This is a genomic window from Saccharothrix variisporea, from assembly GCF_003634995.1.
GTDB lineage: Bacteria > Actinomycetota > Actinomycetes > Mycobacteriales > Pseudonocardiaceae > Actinosynnema > Actinosynnema variisporeum.
In genome coordinates this window covers 2,400,210-2,420,496 of the sequence record NZ_RBXR01000001.1, presented here as the reverse complement: position 1 = coordinate 2,420,496, position 20,287 = coordinate 2,400,210, and the positions used below count along the sequence as shown (strand labels likewise).

At 70.4% G+C, this 20,287-nt stretch carries 16 protein-coding genes and 1 pseudogene; 13 read left to right on the top strand and 4 right to left on the bottom strand.

Annotation, left to right across the window (positions count from 1 at the left end):
- Positions 1-96 precede the first annotated feature (96 nt).
- From ahcY to DFJ66_RS10455, 9 genes and pseudogenes are all read left to right on the top strand, one after another.
- A complete protein-coding gene (gene ahcY, locus DFJ66_RS10495) occupies positions 97-1,551 on the top strand; it encodes an adenosylhomocysteinase (protein WP_121220276.1) in 1,455 nt (484 codons plus the stop codon).
- Between the two features lie 45 nt (positions 1,552-1,596).
- Positions 1,597-1,998 carry a nuclear transport factor 2 family protein gene (locus tag DFJ66_RS10490; RefSeq protein WP_121220274.1) on the top strand — a complete coding sequence of 134 codons (402 nt, stop codon included), beginning with the start codon at positions 1,597-1,599 and terminating at the stop codon, positions 1,996-1,998.
- 63 nt (positions 1,999-2,061) lie between these two features.
- Positions 2,062-2,649, top strand: coding sequence for a TetR/AcrR family transcriptional regulator (locus tag DFJ66_RS10485; RefSeq protein ID WP_121220272.1), 588 nt, complete (start codon positions 2,062-2,064; stop codon positions 2,647-2,649).
- Positions 2,646-3,416, top strand: a complete 771-nt coding sequence (locus DFJ66_RS10480) for a TIGR03084 family metal-binding protein (protein ID WP_121220270.1) — start codon at positions 2,646-2,648, stop codon at positions 3,414-3,416. The genes DFJ66_RS10485 and DFJ66_RS10480 overlap by 4 nt, the downstream gene beginning before the upstream one ends.
- Before the next feature lie 56 nt (positions 3,417-3,472).
- Positions 3,473-4,971 (top strand): annotated as a pseudogene (locus DFJ66_RS10475) (acyclic terpene utilization AtuA family protein).
- A complete protein-coding gene (locus DFJ66_RS10470) occupies positions 4,968-6,122 on the top strand; it encodes an acyl-CoA dehydrogenase family protein (RefSeq protein ID WP_121220268.1) in 1,155 nt (384 codons plus the stop codon). The pseudogene DFJ66_RS10475 and the gene DFJ66_RS10470 overlap by 4 nt, the downstream one beginning before the upstream one ends.
- The gene (locus tag DFJ66_RS10465) at positions 6,119-7,714 is read left to right on the top strand and encodes an acyl-CoA carboxylase subunit beta (protein ID WP_170199261.1); all 1,596 of its coding nucleotides are present in this window, start codon (positions 6,119-6,121) and stop codon (positions 7,712-7,714) included. The genes DFJ66_RS10470 and DFJ66_RS10465 overlap by 4 nt, the downstream gene beginning before the upstream one ends.
- A gap of 8 nt (positions 7,715-7,722) precedes the next feature.
- On the top strand, positions 7,723-9,588 hold the full coding sequence (locus DFJ66_RS10460; protein ID WP_121220266.1) for an acetyl/propionyl/methylcrotonyl-CoA carboxylase subunit alpha: 1,866 nt from the start codon (positions 7,723-7,725) through the stop codon (positions 9,586-9,588).
- Positions 9,585-10,745 (top strand): acyl-CoA dehydrogenase family protein, encoded by a 1,161-nt coding sequence (locus DFJ66_RS10455; protein WP_121220264.1) that lies wholly within the window; start codon positions 9,585-9,587, stop codon positions 10,743-10,745. The genes DFJ66_RS10460 and DFJ66_RS10455 overlap by 4 nt, the downstream gene beginning before the upstream one ends.
- Positions 10,746-10,749: 4 nt before the next feature.
- Here the strand turns inward: DFJ66_RS10455 and DFJ66_RS10450 are convergent, their stop codons facing one another.
- Positions 10,750-11,712 (bottom strand): hypothetical protein, encoded by a 963-nt coding sequence (locus DFJ66_RS10450; protein WP_121230974.1) that lies wholly within the window; start codon positions 11,710-11,712, stop codon positions 10,750-10,752.
- Between the two features lie 646 nt (positions 11,713-12,358).
- Between DFJ66_RS10450 and DFJ66_RS10445 the strand changes: the two genes are divergently transcribed.
- The 3 genes from DFJ66_RS10445 to DFJ66_RS10435 all read left to right on the top strand — a co-directional run bounded on the left by DFJ66_RS10445 (position 12,359) and on the right by DFJ66_RS10435 (position 15,600).
- Positions 12,359-13,465 (top strand): S8 family peptidase, encoded by a 1,107-nt coding sequence (locus DFJ66_RS10445; protein WP_121220261.1) that lies wholly within the window; start codon positions 12,359-12,361, stop codon positions 13,463-13,465.
- A 19-nt stretch (positions 13,466-13,484) separates the two neighbouring features.
- The gene (locus tag DFJ66_RS10440; RefSeq protein ID WP_121220259.1) at positions 13,485-14,603 is read left to right on the top strand and encodes a S8 family peptidase; all 1,119 of its coding nucleotides are present in this window, start codon (positions 13,485-13,487) and stop codon (positions 14,601-14,603) included.
- Positions 14,604-14,748: 145 nt separating this feature from the next.
- Entirely contained in the window at positions 14,749-15,600 is an 852-nt protein-coding gene (locus DFJ66_RS10435) for an MBL fold metallo-hydrolase (protein ID WP_121220257.1), read from the top strand.
- A gap of 797 nt (positions 15,601-16,397) precedes the next feature.
- On the opposite strand, the gene DFJ66_RS10430 is transcribed toward DFJ66_RS10435, so the two are convergent.
- Complete coding sequence (locus DFJ66_RS10430) at positions 16,398-16,844, bottom strand: GNAT family N-acetyltransferase (protein ID WP_121220255.1); 447 nt, start codon at positions 16,842-16,844, stop codon at positions 16,398-16,400.
- Positions 16,845-17,087: 243 nt separating this feature from the next.
- Between DFJ66_RS10430 and DFJ66_RS10425 the strand changes: the two genes are divergently transcribed.
- Positions 17,088-18,275, top strand: a complete 1,188-nt coding sequence (locus DFJ66_RS10425) for a S8 family peptidase (protein ID WP_121220253.1) — start codon at positions 17,088-17,090, stop codon at positions 18,273-18,275.
- A gap of 49 nt (positions 18,276-18,324) precedes the next feature.
- On the opposite strand, the gene DFJ66_RS42600 is transcribed toward DFJ66_RS10425, so the two are convergent.
- On the bottom strand, positions 18,325-18,996 hold the full coding sequence (locus DFJ66_RS42600; RefSeq protein ID WP_170199259.1) for a peptidylprolyl isomerase: 672 nt from the start codon (positions 18,994-18,996) through the stop codon (positions 18,325-18,327).
- An 11-nt stretch (positions 18,997-19,007) separates the two neighbouring features.
- Positions 19,008-20,261, bottom strand: a complete 1,254-nt coding sequence (locus tag DFJ66_RS10415; RefSeq protein ID WP_211351060.1) for a mannosyltransferase family protein — start codon at positions 20,259-20,261, stop codon at positions 19,008-19,010.
- Between the last annotated feature and the right edge of the window lie 26 nt (positions 20,262-20,287).

Below are 20,287 nucleotides of genomic sequence, written 5' to 3'. Positions count from 1 at the left end.
ACTGACGGTGCACCCCGTCGTGCCGCACCGCTCGCGCTCGTCGTGAGCGGAGTTCGGCGTGCCCTGGCGGTTCCTCCACATTGGACTGAGGGACACATGAGTGACAAGCTGAAGACGGTCGACGGCATCGAGTTCGCCGTGGCGGACCTGGCGCTGGCCGAGGCCGGCCGGCACCAGATCCGGCTCGCCGAGCACGAGATGCCGGGCCTGATGGCGTTGCGCCGGGAGTACGCGGCGGCCCAGCCGCTGCGCGGCGCGCGCATCGCCGGGTCGCTGCACATGACCGTGCAGACCGCCGTGCTGATCGAGACGCTGGTGGCGCTGGGCGCGGAGGTGCGCTGGGCGTCCTGCAACATCTTCTCCACCCAGGACGAGGCCGCCGCCGCGGTCGTCGTCGGGCCGGAGGGGACGGTCGACGCGCCGGCCGGCACCCCGGTGTTCGCCTGGAAGGGCGAGACGCTGGAGGAGTACTGGTGGTGCGCCGAGAAGATCTTCGGGTTCCCCGAGGGGCCGAACCTGGTGGTCGACGACGGCGGCGACGCCACCCTGCTGGTGCACAAGGGCGTCGAGTTCGAGGCCGCGGACGCGGTGCCGCGGGCCGCGGAGGAGGACGGCGAGGAGTACCGGATCATCCTGGCGACCCTGGCCGACAGCATCGCCGACGACCCCCAGCGGTTCACCCGGATCGCCGCCGGCATCCGGGGCGTGTCGGAGGAGACCACCAACGGCGTCAACCGGCTCTACAAGCTGGCCGAGGTCGGCGAACTGCTGTTCCCCGGGTTCAACGTCAACGACTCGGTCACCAAGTCGAAGTTCGACAACCGGTACGGCATCCGGCACTCCCTGGCCGACGGGCTCAACCGGGCCACGGACGTCATGCTGGGCGGCAAGCTGGCCGTGGTGTGCGGGTACGGCGACGTCGGCAAGGGCGCGGCGGACTCGCTGCGCGGGCAGGGCGCGCGGGTCGTGGTGACCGAGATCGACCCGATCTGCGCGTTGCAGGCGTCGATGGACGGCCTGGAGGTGCGCCGGCTGGACGAGGTGGTGGAACGCGGTGACATCTTCATCACCACGACCGGCAACGTCGACGTGATCCGCGTCGAGCACCTGGCGCGCATGAAGCACAACGCGATCGTCGGCAACGTGGGCCACTTCGACCACGAGATCGACATGGCGGGGCTGGCGAAGGTGCCGGGCATCCGGCGGATCGAGATCAAGCCGCAGGTGCACGAGTGGGTGTTCCCGGACGGGCACTCGATCCTGGTGCTGTCCGAGGGGCGGCTGATGAACCTGGGCAACGCGACCGGGCACCCGAGCTTCGTCATGTCCAACTCGTTCGCCAACCAGGTGCTGGCGCAGATCGAGCTGTTCACCAAGCCGGGGGAGTACGGGCGGTCGGTGTACCGGCTGCCGAAGCTGCTGGACGAGAAGGTGGCGCGGCTGCACCTGGACGCGCTGGACGTGCACCTGACCGAGCTGACGAAGAAGCAGGCGGAGTACGCGGGCGTGGCGGTGGAGGGGCCGTACAAGCCGGAGCACTACCGCTACTGAAAGTAGTCCTGCGGTCGCCGTACATCGTACGGTACAACGTACGGCATGAGTGCTGTGCCGGATAGTGGTGCTGGGTTCGTGCCGACCGACGAGGACGTCCGAGGCGTTCTGGAGTGGTTCGAGCAGTGGGACGCGTTGGCGGTGGCCAAGGACGTGGAGGCGATGGCCGGGATGGCGTTGTTCCCGGTCAACGCCGTCACCGACGGGGCGGCCGAGTCGTGGGACCGGGAGCGGTTCCTGCGGGACATGGCCGCGCAGCTCGGGGACGGGGACGTGCACATGGAGTCCGTGCGGACGCCGGTGTTCGTCAACGCCAACCTCGTCTTCGTGATCACCGACGCGACCATCACCGTGGGTGAGTACAGCCAGGTCGTGCGGTACGGCGACCTGCTGGTGAAGGCCGGCGGGAAGTGGCTGTTCCAAACGATGGTCCAGGGCGGCTGGTGACGGGTTCCGCGCCACTAACAATCAGTCTTGACTGTTTGTTAGTGGCGCGGAACACTCCGCTGCATGGGTACCGAGACCAGGCAGCGGCAGGCCGACCGCAGCCGCGAGACCCGGCGCAAGCTGATGGAAGCGACCGTCGAGTGCCTGGTGGAACTGGGCTGGTCGGGCACGACGACGACGGTGGTCGCCGAGCGCGCGGGAGTGTCCCGGGGCGCTCAGCTGCACCACTTCCGCACCCGCGGTGAGCTGGTCGCCGCCGCGGTGGAGCACCTCGGTGCGGAGAGCGTGCAGCACCTCAAGGAGCGGGCCGCGCGGGTCAACGGCAGCACGGTCGCGGTGGTCGAGCTGATCGCCGACTTCTACGCCAGCGACCTGTTCACCGCCGCCCTGGAGCTGTGGGTCGCGGCCCGGACCGATCCCGACCTGAAGACGGTCGTGGTCCCACTGGAAGTCCGGCTCGGGCGCGAGACCCACCGCCTGGCCGTGGAGCTGTTGGGCGCCGACGAGACGAAGCCGGGCGTCCGCGAAGCCGTGCAGATCACCCTCGACCTGGTGCGCGGCTTGGCCCTGGCCAACCAGCTCACCGACGACGGCAAGCGGCGCGCGCGGATCGTCCGGCACTGGGCGACGATGCTGGAGGACGCGCTGTGATCGACGAGGTGTTGGCCGATCTCAAAGCCGAAAGCCAGGTGTTGGACGACCTGGTGGCCCCGCTTGAAGACTGGTCGATCGCCACACCTGCGCCGGGCTGGACGATCGCGCACCAGATCAGCCACCTGCGCTGGACCGACCGCATCGCCGCGCTGGCGGCGACCGACCCGGAAGCGTTCGCGGAAGCGCTGAGGACCGCGACCCCGGACCTGGTGGACAAGGGCGCGGAAGAGCCGGTGACGCTGGAGGAGTGGCGGGCCGGTCGCGACGAGCTGGAACGGGCGTTGCTCGCGGTGCCGGCCGGGGTGAAGGTGCCGTGGTTCGGGCCTCCGATGAGTCCGGCCTCGATGGCGACCGCGCGGTTGATGGAGACGTGGGCGCACGGACAGGACGTCGCCGACGCGCTGGGCGTGACCCGCGAACCGACCCACCGCCTCAAGCACGTCGCCCACATCGCCGTGCGGGCGATGGGGTACGCGTTCCTGGTCAACGGCCTCCCGGCGCCGACCGCCCCCGTCCGGGTCGAGCTGGTCGGGCCGGCTGGCGAGCTGTGGACGTGGGGTCCGGAGGACGCCTCCGACCGCATCACCGGACCCGCCCTGGACTTCTGCCTGCTCGCGACCCAGCGGCGGCACCGCGACGACCTCGACGTGAAGGCAGAAGGTGAAGTGGCCTCCGCCTGGCTGCCGATCGCCCAGGCCTTCGCCGGACCGCCCGGACCGGGCCGCGAGAAGGCCGTGCCGGACCCGGAAGAGGGGTCGGCGTGATCCGGATCGGCAACGCCTCGGGGTTCTACGGCGACCGCTTCTCCGCCGTCCGGGAGATGCTGGAGGGCGGTGACCTCGACGTCCTCACCGGCGACTACCTGGCCGAGCTCACCATGCTCATCCTCGGCCGCGACCGCATGAAGGACGCCGACCTCGGCTACGCCCGCACCTTCCTGCGCCAGCTCGAAGACACCCTCGGCCTCGCCCTCGACCGCGGGGTCAAGATCGTCTCCAACGCGGGCGGTCTCAACCCCGCCGGGCTCGCGCAAGCGATCGACAAGCTCGGCCTCCAGGCCAAGGTCGCCCACGTGACCGGGGACGACCTGCGCCCCCGGTTCCCGGAAGCCCTGACCGCCAACGCCTACCTGGGCGCGTGGGGCATCGCGGAGTGCCTGAAGGCCGGTGCGGACGTCGTCGTCACGGGCCGGGTCACCGACGCCTCGCTGGTCGTCGGACCGGCCGCCGCCCACTTCGGCTGGGGCCGCACCGACTGGGACAAGCTCGCCGGCGCGACCGTCGCCGGGCACGTCCTGGAGTGCGGCACCCAGGCCACGGGCGGCAACTACGCCTTCTTCACCGAGATCGACGCGACCCGTCCCGGCTTCCCGATCGCCGAGATCGAGGCCGACGGTTCCGCGCTGATCACCAAGCACGACGGCACGGGCGGCGCGGTCACGATCGACACGGTCACCGCCCAACTCCTGTACGAGATCGGCGCACCGGCCTACCTCGGCCCGGACGTCACCAGCCACTTCGACACCATCCGGCTCGAAGACCACCCCAGGGGCGTCCGCATCACCGGCACGAAGGGCTCCCCGCCGCCGGACATGCTCAAGGTGTGCCTGAACCACCTCGGCGGCTTCCGCAACTCCACCACGTTCGTTCTCTGCGGACTGGACATCGAGCGCAAAGCCGAACTGGTGCGACGGCAACTCGAAGACGCCATCGGCAAAGACGGCCTGACCTGGACGTTGGCCCGCACCGACCACCCCGACGCCGAGACCGAGGAAACCGCCTCGGCCCTGCTCCACGCCACGATCAAGACCTCGGACCCCAAGCGGGCCAAGGCGTTCTCCCGGGCGGGCATCGAGCTGGCGCTGGCCTCCTACCCGGGCTTCCACGTCACCGCGCCACCCGGCGACGGCACGCCGTACGGGGTCTACAAGGCCGCTTACGTCGGCCGGCACGAGGTGCGCCACGAAGCGGTCCTGCCGAACGGGGAGGTGGTCGCGGTATGAGGGTCCCGTTGGGCACGATCGCGGGCGCGCGGTCAGGCGACAAGGGCGGTGACGCGAACCTCGGCGTGTGGGTGCGCACCGACGCCCAGTACGCGTGGCTGGTCGAAGAGCTGACCGTGGCCCGCCTCAAGGAACTGCTGCCCGAGGCGGGCGAGGTGGACCGGTACGAGCTGCCGAACCTCAAGGCGCTGAACTTCGTGCTGCACGGCCTGCTGGGCGAGGGCGTGGCGTCCTCGACCCGGTTCGACCCGCAGGCCAAGGCGCTGGGCGAGTGGCTGCGGTCCCGGCACGTGGACATCCCGGAGGACTTGCTGTGAACACCACCTCGGACCTGTTCGAGACGCCGGAGCGCCGGGACCTGCGGGCCACCGTCCGCCGGTTCACCGAGCAGGAGGTCGTCCCGCACCTGGGCGACTGGGAGCGCGACGGCGAAGTCCCCCGCGCCCTGCACCGGAAAGCCGCCAAGATCGGCCTGCTGGGCATCGGTTTCCCCGAGAGCGTCGGCGGGGCGGGCGATCTGCTCGACACCGTCGTCGTCACCGAGGAGCTGATCCAGGCGGGCGGGTCGTCCGGCCTGATCGCGGCCCTGCTCACGCACGGCATCGCGCTCCCGCACATCGTGGACGCGGGCGGCCCCGACCTGGTCGACCGGTTCGTGCGGCCGACGCTGGAGGGCGAGCTGATCGGCGCGCTGGCGGTCACCGAGCCCGGCGGCGGGTCGGACGTGGCCGCTCTCCGCACGAAAGCCGTCAAGGACGGCGACCACTACGTCGTCAACGGGTCGAAGACGTTCATCACCTCGGGCGACCGTGCGGACTTCGTGACCACGGCGGTGCGGACCGGCGGCGAGGGCTACCAGGGCATCAGCCTGCTCGTGGTCGAGAAGGGCACCCCGGGCTTCACCGTGGACCGGCGGCTGGACAAGATGGGCTGGCACTGCTCGGACACCGCAGAACTGTCCTTTGTGGACGCGAGAGTTCCGGCGGCCAACCTGGTCGGCCCGGAGAACGGCGGGTTCGGCCTGATCATGCGCCAGTTCCAGGTCGAGCGGATCTCCCTGGCCGTGCAGGCGTACGCGACGGCCCAGCGCTGCCTCGACCTGACGATCGCCTACACCCGCCAACGGGAGACCTTCGGCCGCCCGCTCATGGGCCGCCAGGTAGTCCGGCACAAGCTGGTGGAGATGGCACAACGCACCGACCTCGCCCGTACCTACACCCGCGAGGTGGCGGTCAAGGTGGCGCGCGGCGAGGAGGCGGTGGCACAGGTGTGCTTCGCCAAGAACGCGGCCGTCGAGGCGTGTTCAGCAGTCGTGGACGCGGCCGTCCAGCTGCACGGCGGCGCGGGGTACATGCGTGACAGCGAGGTCGAGCGGCACTACCGGGACGCGCGCATCCTCGGCATCGGCGGCGGCGCCACCGAGGTGATGGTGGAGCTGGCCGCGAAGCGATTGGGGTTCACGGCATGACGACGTTGGGCACGAGGCTGGACACGCGGGCCGTGGAGTACCACGAGAACCGCGAGGCGTTGCTGGCCAAGCTCGCCGACCTGGACGCCGAGCACGCCAAGGCGCTCGCGGGCGGCGGGCCGAAGTACACCGAACGGCACCACAAGCGCGGCAAGTTGCTGGCCCGGGAGCGCATCGAGCTGCTGGTGGACCAGGACAGCCCGTTCCTGGAGCTGTCCCCGCTGGCCGCGTGGGGCACCGACTACCCGGTGGGCGCGAGCGTCGTCACGGGCATCGGCGTGGTCGAGGGCGTCGAGTGCGTGATCGTCGCCAACGACCCGACCGTGCGCGGCGGCGCGAGCAACCCCTACACCCTGCGCAAGACGTTCCGCGCCAACGACATCGCGCTCCAGAACCGGCTGCCGCTGATCGGCCTGGTCGAGTCCGGTGGGGCGGACCTGCCCAGCCAGAGCGAGATCTTCATCCCCGGCGGGCGGGCGTTCCGGGACCTGACCCGGCTGAGCGCGGCCGGCATCCCGACCATCAGCACGGTGTTCGGCAACGCCACCGCCGGCGGCGCGTACGTGCCGGGCATGTCCGACTACGTGGTGATGATCGACCAGCGCTCCAAGGTGTTCCTCGGCGGCCCGCCGCTGGTCAAGATGGCCACCGGCGAGGAGTCCGACGACGAGTCGCTGGGCGGCGCGCGGATGCACGGCACCACCTCCGGCCTCGCGGACTTCGTGGCGACCGACGAGGTGGACGCGATCCGCCTCACCCGCCGGATCGTCGCCCGCCTGAACTGGCGCAAGCTCGGACCACGGCCCAAGCCCAGCGAACCGCCGCTCTACGACGAGGAAGAGCTGCTCGGCCTGGTCCCGACCGACCTGCGGGTGCCGTTCGACCCGCGCGAGGTCATCGCCCGGATCGTGGACGGCTCGCGGTTCGACGAGTTCAAGCCCGACTACGGCACCAGCCTGGTCACCGGGTGGGCCGACCTGCACGGGTACCCGATCGGCGTCCTCGCCAACGCGCGGGGCGTGCTGTTCAGCGCGGAAGCCCAGAAGGCCACCCAGTTCATCCAGCTGGCCAACAAGCAGGACACCCCGCTGCTGTTCCTCCAGAACACCACCGGCTACATGGTCGGCGCGCAGTACGAGCAGGGCGGGATCATCAAGCACGGCGCCATGATGATCAACGCGGTGTCCAACAGCCGGGTGCCGCACCTGACCGTGACGATGGGCGCGTCCTACGGCGCGGGCAACTACGGCATGTGCGGCCGGGCCTACGACCCGCGCTTCCTGTTCACCTGGCCCAACGCCAAGTCCGCCGTGATGGGGCCGGTGCAGCTCGCGGGCGTGCTGTCGATCGTGGCGCGGCAGGCCGCCGCCGCGAAGGGGCAGGAGTACAACGAGGAGCACGACGCGGCCATGCGGCAGATGGTCGAGGGTCAGATCGAGCAGCAGTCCCTGGCCGCCTTCCTGTCCGGCCGGCTCTACGACGACGGCGTGATCGACCCGCGCGACACCCGCACGGTGCTCGGCCTGTGCCTGTCGGCGATCCACAGTGGACAGATCAAGGGCGCCGACGGCTACGGCGTCTTCCGGATGTGAGGTCACCCGTGATCAGCAAGCTCCTGATCGCCAACCGGGGCGAGATCGCCCGCCGCGTCGCGCGCACGTGCCGCGCGGTGGGCGTCAGCCCGGTGGCGGTGTTCTCCGACCCGGACGCCGACGCGCCGCACGTCCGGGAGGCCGACGTGGCGGTGCGCCTGCCCGGCGCCGCGCCCGCCGAGACCTACCTGCGGATCGACGCGCTGGTGGCGGCGGCGAAGGCGGCCGGCGCGGACGCCGTGCACCCCGGCTACGGGTTCCTGTCCGAGAACGCCGAGTTCGCGCGGGCCGTGCAGCGGGCCGGTCTCACGTGGGTCGGTCCGGACCCCGAGGTCATCGAGGCGATGGGCTCGAAGGTCGCCGCGAAGAAGCGCATGGCCGACGCCGGCGTGCCGGTGCTGCCCGAGCTGGACCCCGAGACCGCGACGGAGTTCCCGTTGCTGGTCAAGGCGTCCGCCGGCGGCGGTGGCCGGGGCATGCGGGTCGTGCGGACCCGCGAAGAACTGGCCGAGGCCGTCGCCGCCGCCCGCCGCGAGGCCGAGTCGGCGTTCGGCGACGGCACGGTGTTCTGCGAGCCGCTGCTGGAGAACGCGCGGCACGTCGAGGTGCAGATCCTCGCCGACACCCACGGCACGGTGTGGGCGCTGGGGGAGCGGGAGTGCTCCATCCAGCGGCGGCACCAGAAGATCATCGAGGAGACGCCGAGCCCGGCGGTGCGCTCCGAGGCCCGGCAGCGGCTGTTCGACGCCGCCACGAAGGCCGCGCACGCCATCGGGTACGTCGGCGCGGGCACGGTCGAGTTCCTGTTCACCGACGACCAGGAGTTCCACTTCCTGGAGGTCAACACCCGCCTCCAGGTCGAGCACCCGGTCACCGAGGAGGTCTTCGGCCTGGACCTGGTGGCCTGGCAGCTCGCCATCGCCGAGGGCGCACGGCTGCCCGCCGAACCGCCCACCCCGCACGGCCACGCGATCGAGGCCCGCCTGTACGCGGAGGACCCGGCGCACGACTGGCGGCCGGCGTCGGGCACCCTGCACCGCTTCCGCGTCCCGGACGGCGTCCGCGTGGACAGCGGCGTGGAGGACGGCAGCGTCGTGGGGGTGCACTACGACCCCATGCTGGCCAAGGTCGTGGCGTGGGGCGAGACGCGTGCCGCCGCCGTGCGCAAACTGGCCAACGCGCTGGACCGGGCGGAGCTGCACGGCTTGGTCACCAACCGCGAACTCCTGGTGCGGACGTTGCGCCATCCGGCCTTCGCGGCGGGCGACACCCACACCGGGTTCCTGGCCCAACACGGCCTGACAAAGCGGCCTGACGTGGACGTTCGCCCCGCCGCGCTGGCCGCCGCGCTGGCTCTGGCGGAGAATCGCCGCACCGCCCTGCCGCTGGGCTGGCGCAATGTGCCGTCGCAGCCGCAAAAAGTCGGTTTCGAATTCGACGGTGAATCGGTGGAGATCTCCTACCGGCACACCCGCGATGGAGTCATATGCAGTCCTGAAGTCGAAGTCGTGCGCGCGGCTAAAGATTTCGTCGTGCTCGCGCAAGACGGAGTGCAGGTCACATACCCCGTTGCCGTATATGGGGATCGGGTGGAGGTCGGCGGGTTGTCACTGCGCGTGCTGCCCCGCTTCCCGGAACCCACCTCCAGGGTCGCCGAGGGCGCGACCGTCGCGCCCATGCCGGGAACCGTGGTGCGGGTGTCCGTCGAGGCCGGGCAGCACGTCGAGGCCGGCACGGAGTTGTTGGTGCTGGAGGCGATGAAGATGGAGCACCGCGTGCTCGCCGCGACCGGCGGCACGGTCGCCGAAGTCCTCGTCCAGCCGGGTCACCAGGTCGATGCGGGCGACGTGCTCGCCGTTGTGGAGGGGTCATGACCAACTTCGTGGAGAGCGAGGAGCGGCGGGCGCTGCGCAAGGCCGTCGCCGACCTGGCCGGCAAGTACGGGCCGGACTACTTCGTCGCCAAGGCGCGGGCGGGGGAGAAGACCGACGAGCTGTGGGCCGAGGCGGGCAAGCTCGGCTACCTCGGTGTCGCCGTCCCCACCGAGTACGGCGGCGGTGGCGGCGGGATCGGCGACCTCGCGGCGGTGTGCGAGGAACTGGCCGCCGCGGGCTGCCCGCTGCTGCTGATGGTCGTCTCCCCGGCCATCTGCGCCACCGTCATCGCCCGCTTCGGCACCGAGGAGCAGAAGCGGCGGTGGCTGCCCGGGTTCGCCGACGGCACCACCAAGATGGCCTTCGCCATCACCGAGCCCGACGCCGGCTCCAACTCCCACAAGCTCGCCACCGCCGTGCGCCGCGACGGTGACGAGTGGGTCCTGTCCGGCGGCAAGTACTACATCTCCGGTGTCGACGAGGTCGCCGCGGTGCTGGTCGTGGCCCGGCACGTCGACGCGACGGGCAACCGGCTGCTGCCGTCGCTGATGATCGTCCCCACCGACGCCGAAGGGTTCACCTTCCAGCACATCCCGATGGAGATCGTGTCCCCGGAGAAGCAGTTCACGTGCTTCTTCGACGACGTCCGCCTGCCCGCCGACGCCCTCGTGGGCGCCGAGGACGCCGGGTTGGCCCAGCTGTTCGCCGGGCTCAACCCGGAGCGCGTCATGGCGGCGTCACTGGCCACCGGCATGGCCCGCCGCGCGCTCGACCAGGCGTCGGAGTACGCCCGCACCCGCACCGTCTGGGACAAGCCGATCGGCGCGCACCAGGGCGTCGCGCACCCGTTGGCGCAGTGCGCGATCCAGGTCGAGCTCGCTCGGCTGATGACCCAGAAGGCCGCGGCTCTCTACGACGCTGGAGAAGACCGGGCTGCGGGCGAGGCGGCCAACATGGCCAAGTACGCGGCGGGGGAGGCGGTGGCGGCGGCGGTGGACCAGGCCATCCAGGTGCACGGCGGGAACGGGTTGGCCTCCGAGTACGGACTCGGGGCCCTGCTCGCCGCGTCAAGGCTGTCCCGGATCGCTCCGGTCAGCCGCGAGATGATCCTGAACTTCGTCGCGCAGCACACCTTGCGGTTGCCGCGCTCGTACTAGTCGATCACGTCCAATCCCAGCGCAGTCCCACCACGCCGGGACCGAAGTCCAGCGCCACGGCGTACGCGTAACCCCAGGTGTCCACCGGGGTCTCGCGGACGTCGGCGGGCTCGCCGCCGGACAGGTCCGTCGTGAACTGCTCGCACCGCGCAGGCCTGCACCGGGAGTCGTACCTGACCTCCAGGACGTACTCCCGGACCGGGTGGCGGAACCGGCGCGAGTAGGTGTTGTCGTGCGTGGGGTGGTGCGGGGCCATGTGGATCAGCTCGTACTCCACCGCGGTCCGCTCGCCCCGGCGCAACGGCCGTTCGAACAGCAGCTCGGCGATCATCAGACCGTTGCGCGGGTCCGCGGACACCCGTCCCAGCCGGCACGAGCGCAGCGTGCCGATCACCGGCAGCGGGTCACCCGGCAGCCGGGTGTCGTAGCCGAGCAGGACCCGGTCCACGCCCGCCCGTTCGGCCCGCAGCACCTGCCGCGAGCGCACCCGCCGGGTGCTGCCGTCCATCGCCAGCTCCACCTGGTCCCGCAGGCTGAGCCGGGTGAGGTCCTGGTCGGTGCTCGTGTCGACGTCGGCGAGCAGCTCGGCCATGGTCTCGTAGTCGTTCCGGTGGACCCACCCCTCCGGACCGGTGTGCCGAGACCTCGGCCGCGCCTTCCCGCGCGGACGCGGCGGACCGAGCAGGGTGCTCAGGCCGCCCTCCCCGACGTCGAGGATCTCCTCCAGGTGCCCGACCGCCGCGAGCGAGTCGGGCCGCTCCGGGCGGCGCCGCCCGGACTGCCAGTAGCTCAGCGCGGCGATGCTGACCGCCACGCCGCGTGACCGCAGCTTGTGCTGGATGCGCTCCAGGCTCAGTCCCTTCGCCCGGATCGCCGATCGCAGTGCGTCCGCGAAGGGGTCTGCTCCTCCGTCGATCCGTCGGGGATCGCGCACCCGCGAATCCGGCCCGACGACTGGCGTTGGCATCTCCACTCCGTTCTCCCGAGGACAAGGCGAGCGACGTTATCGTGGGAAATCACCCCGGCGGTACAGCCGATCGGGTTTCCCGACGTGAATTTAACCGAATCGGCGGGCAAAATCCCCCGGACCGTGAAATGTTTGAATTCTCATTAACAGCGGGGGTGTGAAGGTCCCGGTCCCGGCGATCGTCGCACTCCCGCTGGGACAAGTGGTCGCTTCCCGGTACCCGAACCGCCCCATAGCCTCGGGTACGTGGGGTGATGCAGCCCACACGAGGCGGTCCGCGGCCCCGCCCCTGCCGCTCCACCGGGCGCCGCGCGCCGTTCCCTGCGAAGAACGGACCAGGTATGCGCAAGCTCCGTTGGATCGCCACGGCGGGCGCGAGAGCCCCTGTGGCCGCCGTCACTTCGACCACCGTTCATGCCCCCGAAAGGACCATCGCGGCGGCGGGCGCCATCCCGAACCGCAACACCGTTGCGCTGAAGGATTTCTCCACAGCGCGTGCCAACTCGCCTGCCGCTCGCTTCGGTCGTTGCGTGGACCGTATTTTCTCCACAGCGTTGAATGGGTTCTCCGGCACGTTGTCGGAGCCGGCTACGCGGAGCAACCCCTCCGCCTGACCCTCGTCCCACCCCTGCAAAGGACGACATCCATGCGCAAACCCCTGTTACCCGGCTTGGCCGCCGCGGCACTGCTGGTCGCCGTCGTGGTCACCCCCGCCACGGCTTCGGAAGGCGCGGTCCTGCGCGCCGCCTCGCCGTGGGCCGTGCCCGGCAGTTACCTCGTCAAGCTCAAGCCCGGCGCCACCGCGCCCGTCGCCGCCGACCGGGTCTTCACCGGCGGGTTCTCCACCCGGTTGACCGCGCGCGAGGCCCGCCGCCTGGCCGCCCACCCGGCCGTCGAGTACGTCGAGCAGGACCAGTACGTCCACGCCCTCTCGACCCAGCCCGACGCGCCGTGGGGCCTGGACCGCACCGACCAGCGCGCCCTGCCGCTGGACACCACCTACAGCTACACCTCCACCGGTGCGACGACCTCGGTGTACGTCGTCGACACCGGCATCCGGACCACGCACGAGGAGTTCGGCGGACGCGCGTTCCACGGCTGGGACGCCGTCGACAACGACCCCGTGGCCCAGGACGACAACGGGCACGGCACGCACGTCGCCGGCACCATCGCCGGGCGCACCTACGGCGTGGCGAAGGGCGTCGACGTCTACGGCGTGCGCGTCCTGAACGGGTCGGGCAGCGGCACGATCTCCGGTGTGATCGCCGGCGTCGACTGGGTGGCCGCGCACGCCCGCAAGCCCGCCGTCGCGAACTTCAGCCTCGGCGGCGGGGCGTCCACCGCGCTGGACGACGCCGTGCGCCGCCTCATCGCCTCGGGCGTCACCGCGTCGGTGACCGCGGGCAGCAGCGGCAGCGGCACCGTGAACACCTCGCCGGCGCGGGTGGCGGAGGCGATCACGTCCGGCGCGACGACCTCCACCGACGCACGGGCGTCGTTCTCCAACTACGGCTCCGGGGTGGACCTGTTCGCGCCCGGCGTCGGCATCAAGTCCGCCTGGCACACCAGTGACACCGCGACCAACACGCTGAGCGGCACGTCGATGGCGACCGGTTTCGTCAGCGGGGTGGCCGTGCGGTTCCTCCAGTTCAACCCCACCGCCACGCCGGCACAGGTGCACGCCGAGCTCGTGCGCGAGGCCACCCCGCTGCCGTGGGGCGGCAAGCTCCTCTACTGGTCCCCGTCCCGCTGACCCCCGCGAAGGAATCGCCATGCGCAAGCTCATCCCCGGCGCGGCGGTCGCCGCCCTGGTCGTCGCCGGCCTCGCCACACCCGCCGAGGCCGAAGGTGCCGTCCTGCACGCCGGATCTCCTTCGGCCGTGCCCGGCAGTTACATAGTCAAGCTCAAGGACACCGCAGCCCTGTCCACTGTGGACCGGTTCGCTCCCGAGCGGGTCTACAGTGGACTGTTCCACGGGTTCTCGGTGCGGTTGAGCGCTCGTGAGGCCCGTCGACTGGCCGCCGACCCGGCGGTGGAGTACGTGGAGCAGGACCAGGTGGTGCGGGCGCACACGACCCAGTACAACCCGCCGTGGGGCCTGGACCGCATCGACCAGCGCGCCCTGCCGCTGGACGCCAAGTACAGCTACACGTCCACCGGCCTGGGGACCACGGCGTACGTGATCGACACCGGCATCCGCGTCACGCACACGGAGTTCGGCGGACGCGCGTGCAACGGCTGGGACGCGGTGGACGACGACACCATCGCCCAGGACGACAACGGCCACGGCACCCACATCGCGTCCTTGATCGCCGGCCGCACGTACGGGGTGGCCAAGCAGGCGCGGGTGTGCGGCGTCCGGGTCCTCAACGGGTCCGGCAGCGGCACCACGGCCGGTGTCATCGCCGGGATCGACTGGGTGGCCCGGAACGCCGTCAGGCCGGCCGTGGCGAACCTGTCACTGGGTGGTGGCCCGTCCACGGCGATGGACGACGCCGTGCGGAAGTTGATCGCGTCCGGCGTCAGCGCGTCCGTGACGGCGGGCGGCAGCAACAGCGACGCTTCCGGCTACTCGCCCGCGCGGGTGGTCGAGGCGATCACGTCGGGCGCGTCGACCACTACGGACAGCAAGGCCACTTTCTCGAACTACGGATCGGTCGTGGACCTTTATGCGCCGGGTGTGTCCATCACGGGTGCGTGGTACACGAGCGACACGGCGACCAACACCATCAGCGGGACGTCGATGTCGACCGGGTACGTGACCGGCGTGGCCCTGCGGTACCTGCACCTGAACCGCGCCGCCACACCGGCCCAGGTCCACGGGGAACTGGTCCGCGAGGCGACCCCGTTGTCGTGGGGCAAGCTCCTGTACTGGTCCCCCGCACGCTGACCGCCGGCCGCCGGGGGAGTGGTCGGCCCCCGGCGGCCCGGTCTCGGTGGGCTGACCGCGTCCGGTTCTGCGGTTGACGAAACCCCGGCGCGGAGTTGCACTGGATGGCTTAACGCCGCGGCTACTCCGTTCAGGGGAGAGCGCCATGACAACCACGCAGAGTTTCAACCTGTTGCAGCCGTACAAGATCGCCGAGGAGACGTTCGTCATCCCGTGGGCGCTGGAGGCCCCGCCGGTCGGTCACTTCCACATGAACTCGATGGTGATCCGGGGAGCCGAACCGGTCCTCGTCGACACCGGGGCGCCCGCGGTGCGCGCGCAGTGGCTCGAGGCGGCCTGGTCCGTCGTGGACCCCTTGGACGTGCGGTGGATCTTCCTCACCCACGACGACCGCGACCACGCCGGCAACCTCTTGGCGGCCCTCGCGGCGTGCCCGAACGCGACCCTGCTGACGACGTGGTTCTCCATCGGCCGCATGGCCGAGGAGTGGGAGGTCCCGATCAACCGGTGCCGCTTCATGACGGATGGCGACACGATCGACGCCGGCGACCGCACCCTGGTCGCCAAAAGACCGCCCCTCTACGACAACCCGACGACCCGCGCCCTCTTCGACTCGAAGACCGACGTCCTGTGGTCGGTCGACACCTTCGCCACGAACGTGCCGACCCCCATGCCCGAAACGGCGGACCTGTCCCCGGAGGACTTCCGCGACGGCCAGTTGTTCGGGGGACGCTTGGTCGCCCCCTGGGCCGCGCTGCTGGACGCCGCGAAGTTCGAGGCGGTCGTGGCGGACTTCCAGCACCTGAACGCCGAGGTCATCGCCGGCTGCCACTGCCCGGTCCTGCGCGCCCCCCAGATCCCCGAGGCCTACGACCTCCTCCGCCGGCTCCCGGAGGTCCCGCCGTGGACGGAGTTCACACAAGCCGACCTGGACCAGTGGATGGCGCTCGCCGAGAGCTCGGTCCCCCCAGAGCAACCCCGCCCGTCCGGAACGTGAGCCACCCACGCGCTTTCCAACGCGCGCAGCGCCTGTTTTTCGGCGCGCGCAGCGCGCTTTTGTGTGGTGGTCCCAACCACAGGTGGAGGGCCTCGGTTCCCCCGCCGTATGGCCTGCCCGAAGGGCTACCGCATTTTCCAGGGGTTGCAGCCGAAAGTTTTGCGAGGAACGAGCAAAAGTTTTAGCGGCAACCCCTGGAAAATGTGGTTGGCTCCGCCAGGCCATACGGCGGGGGAACCGACGCCCTTCACCCCCCGCTGGCGGCCTGCCGCGCGGCGAGCGCCGCTTGTCATCTTGAGAGCGCGCAGCGCGTACCAGCGCGAAGCGCGTTCGGCTTGAGAGTGAAGCGCCGCTTCTAAAAGATCTTGAAAAGCGAAAAGCGAAAAGAGCCTCGCCGGCGGGCAGGCCGCCAAGGATGGACACAAAAGAAAGGGCGGGGGCTTCTTGCTTGTGCCATCCCCGTATGACCTGGCGGAGCCTACCACATTTTCCGGGGGTTGCCGCTAAAATTTTTGCTCGTTCCTCACAAAAATTTCGGCCGCAACCCCCGGAAAATGCGGTAGCCCTTCGGGCAGGCCATACGGGGATGACACAAGCAAGAAGCCCAGGCAGGCGGGTGCCGCGCGGCAGCCCGAACGAAAAGCATGCCGCGCGGGGAGGTGGTGCTGAAGCATGCGCGCGGGGCGGTGGGCTGAAGCGCGCCGCGCGGGGCGGTGGTGCTGAAGTGTGCCGCGCGGCGGTCGTGTTGGAGCCTGCCGCGCGCGGCGGTCGTGTTGGAGCGTGCCGGGTGGTCCTGCTCAAGGGTGGCGGGCGGGGGTTAGGTCGTGCTTCATGACGATCTCGTCGCCCTCCATCTCGCCGGTCTCCTTGAAACCGAACGCCGCGTACAAGCCGTGCGCGACCGCGTTGCCCGGCACCAGGCTCAGCGACAGCTGCGTCCGTCCCTCGCCCCGAGCCACCTCCGCGATCGCTGCCAGCCCCTTCCGTCCCAGGCCTCGCCCCTGCGCCCTTCGGTCGATCATGAACCGGACTATGTGGAGGTCGTGCGGTTCGTCCCGGTAGAGCAGTGTGAAGCCGACCAGCTCCTCGCCCGAGTACAGCGCGAGCGGTTGCATCTTCGGGCGGTAGATCCAGGCGTCTGCGATCGAGCGCAGGTTGGTGGCCACGAAGCCGCGCTGCTCCTCGTGGACCTCCAGGGCGATGACGGCGCGGTAGTTGTCCTCGGTGACGGGTTCCAGGCGCATGCGGGGAAGGTAGCGCCGCGACCCCTAGCAGGTCTCCCGCAATTCGGGAAAGGGCAGGTCAGGTGACTTCTTCACGCAGTGTGATAACTGGCAATCTTTCACACTTCCGGCAGTACGGACGTCCCGGTTAGCGTTGGTGACTGTCAGCGAGGGCAAGGTGGCCCAGCGTCACGCCCGAGCCCCTGCACGCATGTCCCACTCGGGGGTGACGGTCGAGCCGCCGTCAGCGAGAAGGAAGCACCCATGCGACAGTCACGACAGGTCCGGTTCCTGGCCGGGGTCGGCGCGACGGCGATCGTCGCCGCGGCGAGTTCCCTGTTGGCGTCACCCGCTCAGGCCGCGGAGGGCGAGATCCGTGCCGCCGACGCGGCCGAGAAGGTGCAGAACAGCTTCATCGTCAAGCTCAAGGACGGCTCCGCCGCGTCCGCCGAGAAGCTGGCGAACCAGTACGGCGGCAAGGTCGACCGCGTCTTCGGCAGCGCGCTCAACGGCTTCACCGTGAGCCTGCCCGAGTCCGCCGCGAAGCGCCTGGCCGCCAACCCGGCGGTCGACTACGTGGAGCAGGACCAGGTGCTCCACCTCCAGGCCACCCAGACCAACCCGCCGTCGTGGGGCCTGGACCGCATCGACCAGCGCGACCTGCCGCTCAACTCCGCCTACAGCTACACCTCGACCGGCGCGGGCGTGAACGTCTACGTCATCGACACCGGTGTCCGCATCAGCCACAGCACCTTCGGCGGCCGGGCGCGCAACGGCTACGACGCCGTGGACAACGACAGCGTCGCCCAGGACGGCAACGGCCACGGCACGCACGTGGCGGGCACGATCGCGGGCAGCCAGTACGGCGTCGCCAAGGGCGCCACGATCTACGGCGTCCGCGTGCTGAACAACTCCGGCTCCGGCACCACCGCCGGTGTCGTCGCGGGCATCGACTGGGTGACCCGCAACCACGTCAAGCCGGCCGTGGCGAACATGAGCCTGGGCGGCGGCGCGTCCACCACCCTGGACGACGCCGTGCGCCGGTCCATCGCGGCGGGCGTCACCTACGCCATCGCGGCGGGCAACAGCAACGCCAACGCGTCCAGCTACTCGCCGGCCCGGGTCACCGAGGCCATCACGGTCGGCGCGACCACCAACACCGACGCCCGCGCGAGCTACTCGAACTACGGCTCGGTGCTGGACATCTTCGCGCCCGGCTCGTCCATCACCTCGGCGTGGAACACCGGCGACACCGCCACCAACACCATCTCCGGCACGTCGATGGCGACCCCGCACGTGGCCGGCGCGGCGGCCCGCTACCTGCAGAACAACCGGTCGGCGACCCCGGCCCAGGTGGCGAGCTACCTGACCGGCCAGGCCACCACGGGCAAGGTCACCAGCCCGGGCACCGGCTCGCCGAACCGCCTGCTCTACCTGGCGCCCAGCGCCTGACGCGACCAGCGTGACCGGGGCCGTCTCCTCACGAGGGAGGCGGCCCCGCCTACTTCTCCTTCAGCGACACGAACTTCAGCGGCACCACGGGGCGGCCGTCCGTCTCCGAGAACCCGGTGCCCGGCACCACGCCGCCGGCCGCCACCTTGTCGATCACGTCCATGCCCTTCGACACCCGCCCGAGCACCGGGAAGTCCGGGTCGAACGAGCTGTCCTTGTGCACGATGAAGAACTGGCTGCTGTTGGTGCCGGCCTCCTGCCGGTTGGCCATCGCGATCACGCCCCGGTCGTAGCCGCCGGTCTTCGCGTCCGGGTCGTCGAACTCGTAGCCGGTCGTCCCCTGGCCGGTGTCGGTGGCGTCGCCGCACTGGAGCACCCACAGGCCGTCGACGGTCAGCCGGTGGCACGACGTCCCCTCGAAGAACTTCTCCGCCACCAGGTGCCGGAAGTTGTGCACCGAACAGGGCGCGCTCGCGGCGTCCAGGGAGAACTCCAGCGCGCCCTGGCTGGTCTCGACCTCGACCACGACCGTGCCCTCGGCGTCGGCCCGCTCCACCGGCGGGTCCACGTCCTTGGCCGGACCGTCCACCGGGTGGTCGTAGTCGCACGCCACGGTGGGCACCTCGGGCAGCGGCCCGGCCACCGGCCGACCCGCCACCGCCGTCGTGCACCCCGCGGTCAGGGCCAAGGGAACCAAGAGCAGGAGCACGCGTCTGGCCACAGCCGGAGATCCTAAGCCGACCAGTTGCCGGAAACGAAGGACGCGTAGAGGAACCCGAAGGCGAGCATGTGGGTGAACACCAGCCCGAACACCACCGGCCGGGCCGCGGGCCGCCGGGCGAACAGCACCGTCAACCCGACGTAGACCACCAGCAGCGGCAGGACGTACCGGTGCACCGACACCAGGTTGCTGTTGAGGCTCAGCATCACCAGCGCCGCCACGCCGAACAGCGCCAACGGCACGCCTTGGCCGCGCAGCTCGACCACCAGGTACACCGACACCGCCAGTACCACGGTCAACGCGACCACCGGCAGGACGTGGTCGACCACCTGCACCGCGTCCAACGGCCCGTACCGCAGCGCGCGGACCGCCGCGGTGACCTCCGCACCCCACGTGGCGAAGATGTCGGGGTTGAACACCTGGTAGGGCCACATGCGGTGCCCGGCGAAGTTGGCGAACGGGTTGCCGGTGAGCCGCCACAGGAACACCCAGTACGCGCCAAGCCCGGCGAACGCCGCCGGGAACCACAGCAGGTGCCACGACCAGGGCCGCCGCCGGCCCCGCGACCGCAGGAATTCCACCAGGCAGAGCCCGACGAACAACGCGGCGGTGATCCGGCTCGCGGTCAGCGGGATGAGGCACAGCCCCATCGGCACCCAACGCCTCTCCAAGGCGAACAGGTATGCCCAGAAAGCGATCGCGCAGAACAGCGCCTCGCTGTACATGACGTGCAGGAAATACGCCGAGGGCGCGGTGAGGAAGAGCGCGGGTGTGAGCCAGTGGAGGGTTTTGTCGGCGATGAAATGACGAGCGGTCCTCAAGAGGGCGACCACGGCGAACCACGACCCGAGGACGTTGACGACGAGTCCCGCGCCGAGGATGCCCAACTGGGCGAAAGTGATCTTGTGGACGACCCAGGTGGCGAGCGGGAACAGCGGGTAGAAGGCCGCCAGGTGGGGCTTGTTCCGCAGGTCGTAGCCGTTGGCGACGATGTCGACGTAGTACAGGGCGTCGAAGCGGAGCATGTGTGACAACGGGGTCGGCTGGGGGCTCAGGACCGGCGGGTAGGCGTAGTTGAGGTGCTGCGAACCCTGGAAGACGTAGGCGGTCAGGCTCAACACCACGTGCCACGCCACCACGGCGGTCAGCGCCTTGGTCCAGTCATTCCACTGGACTGCTCTCCGCAGAACGCGGGAAACGGGTCTTCGGGTTCGCGTGGAATCGGGACCGGGCACGGGCCGGTCCACTGTCTGCGTTTCCGGCATGACCCACGAGAATAGGCCGGCGGGAT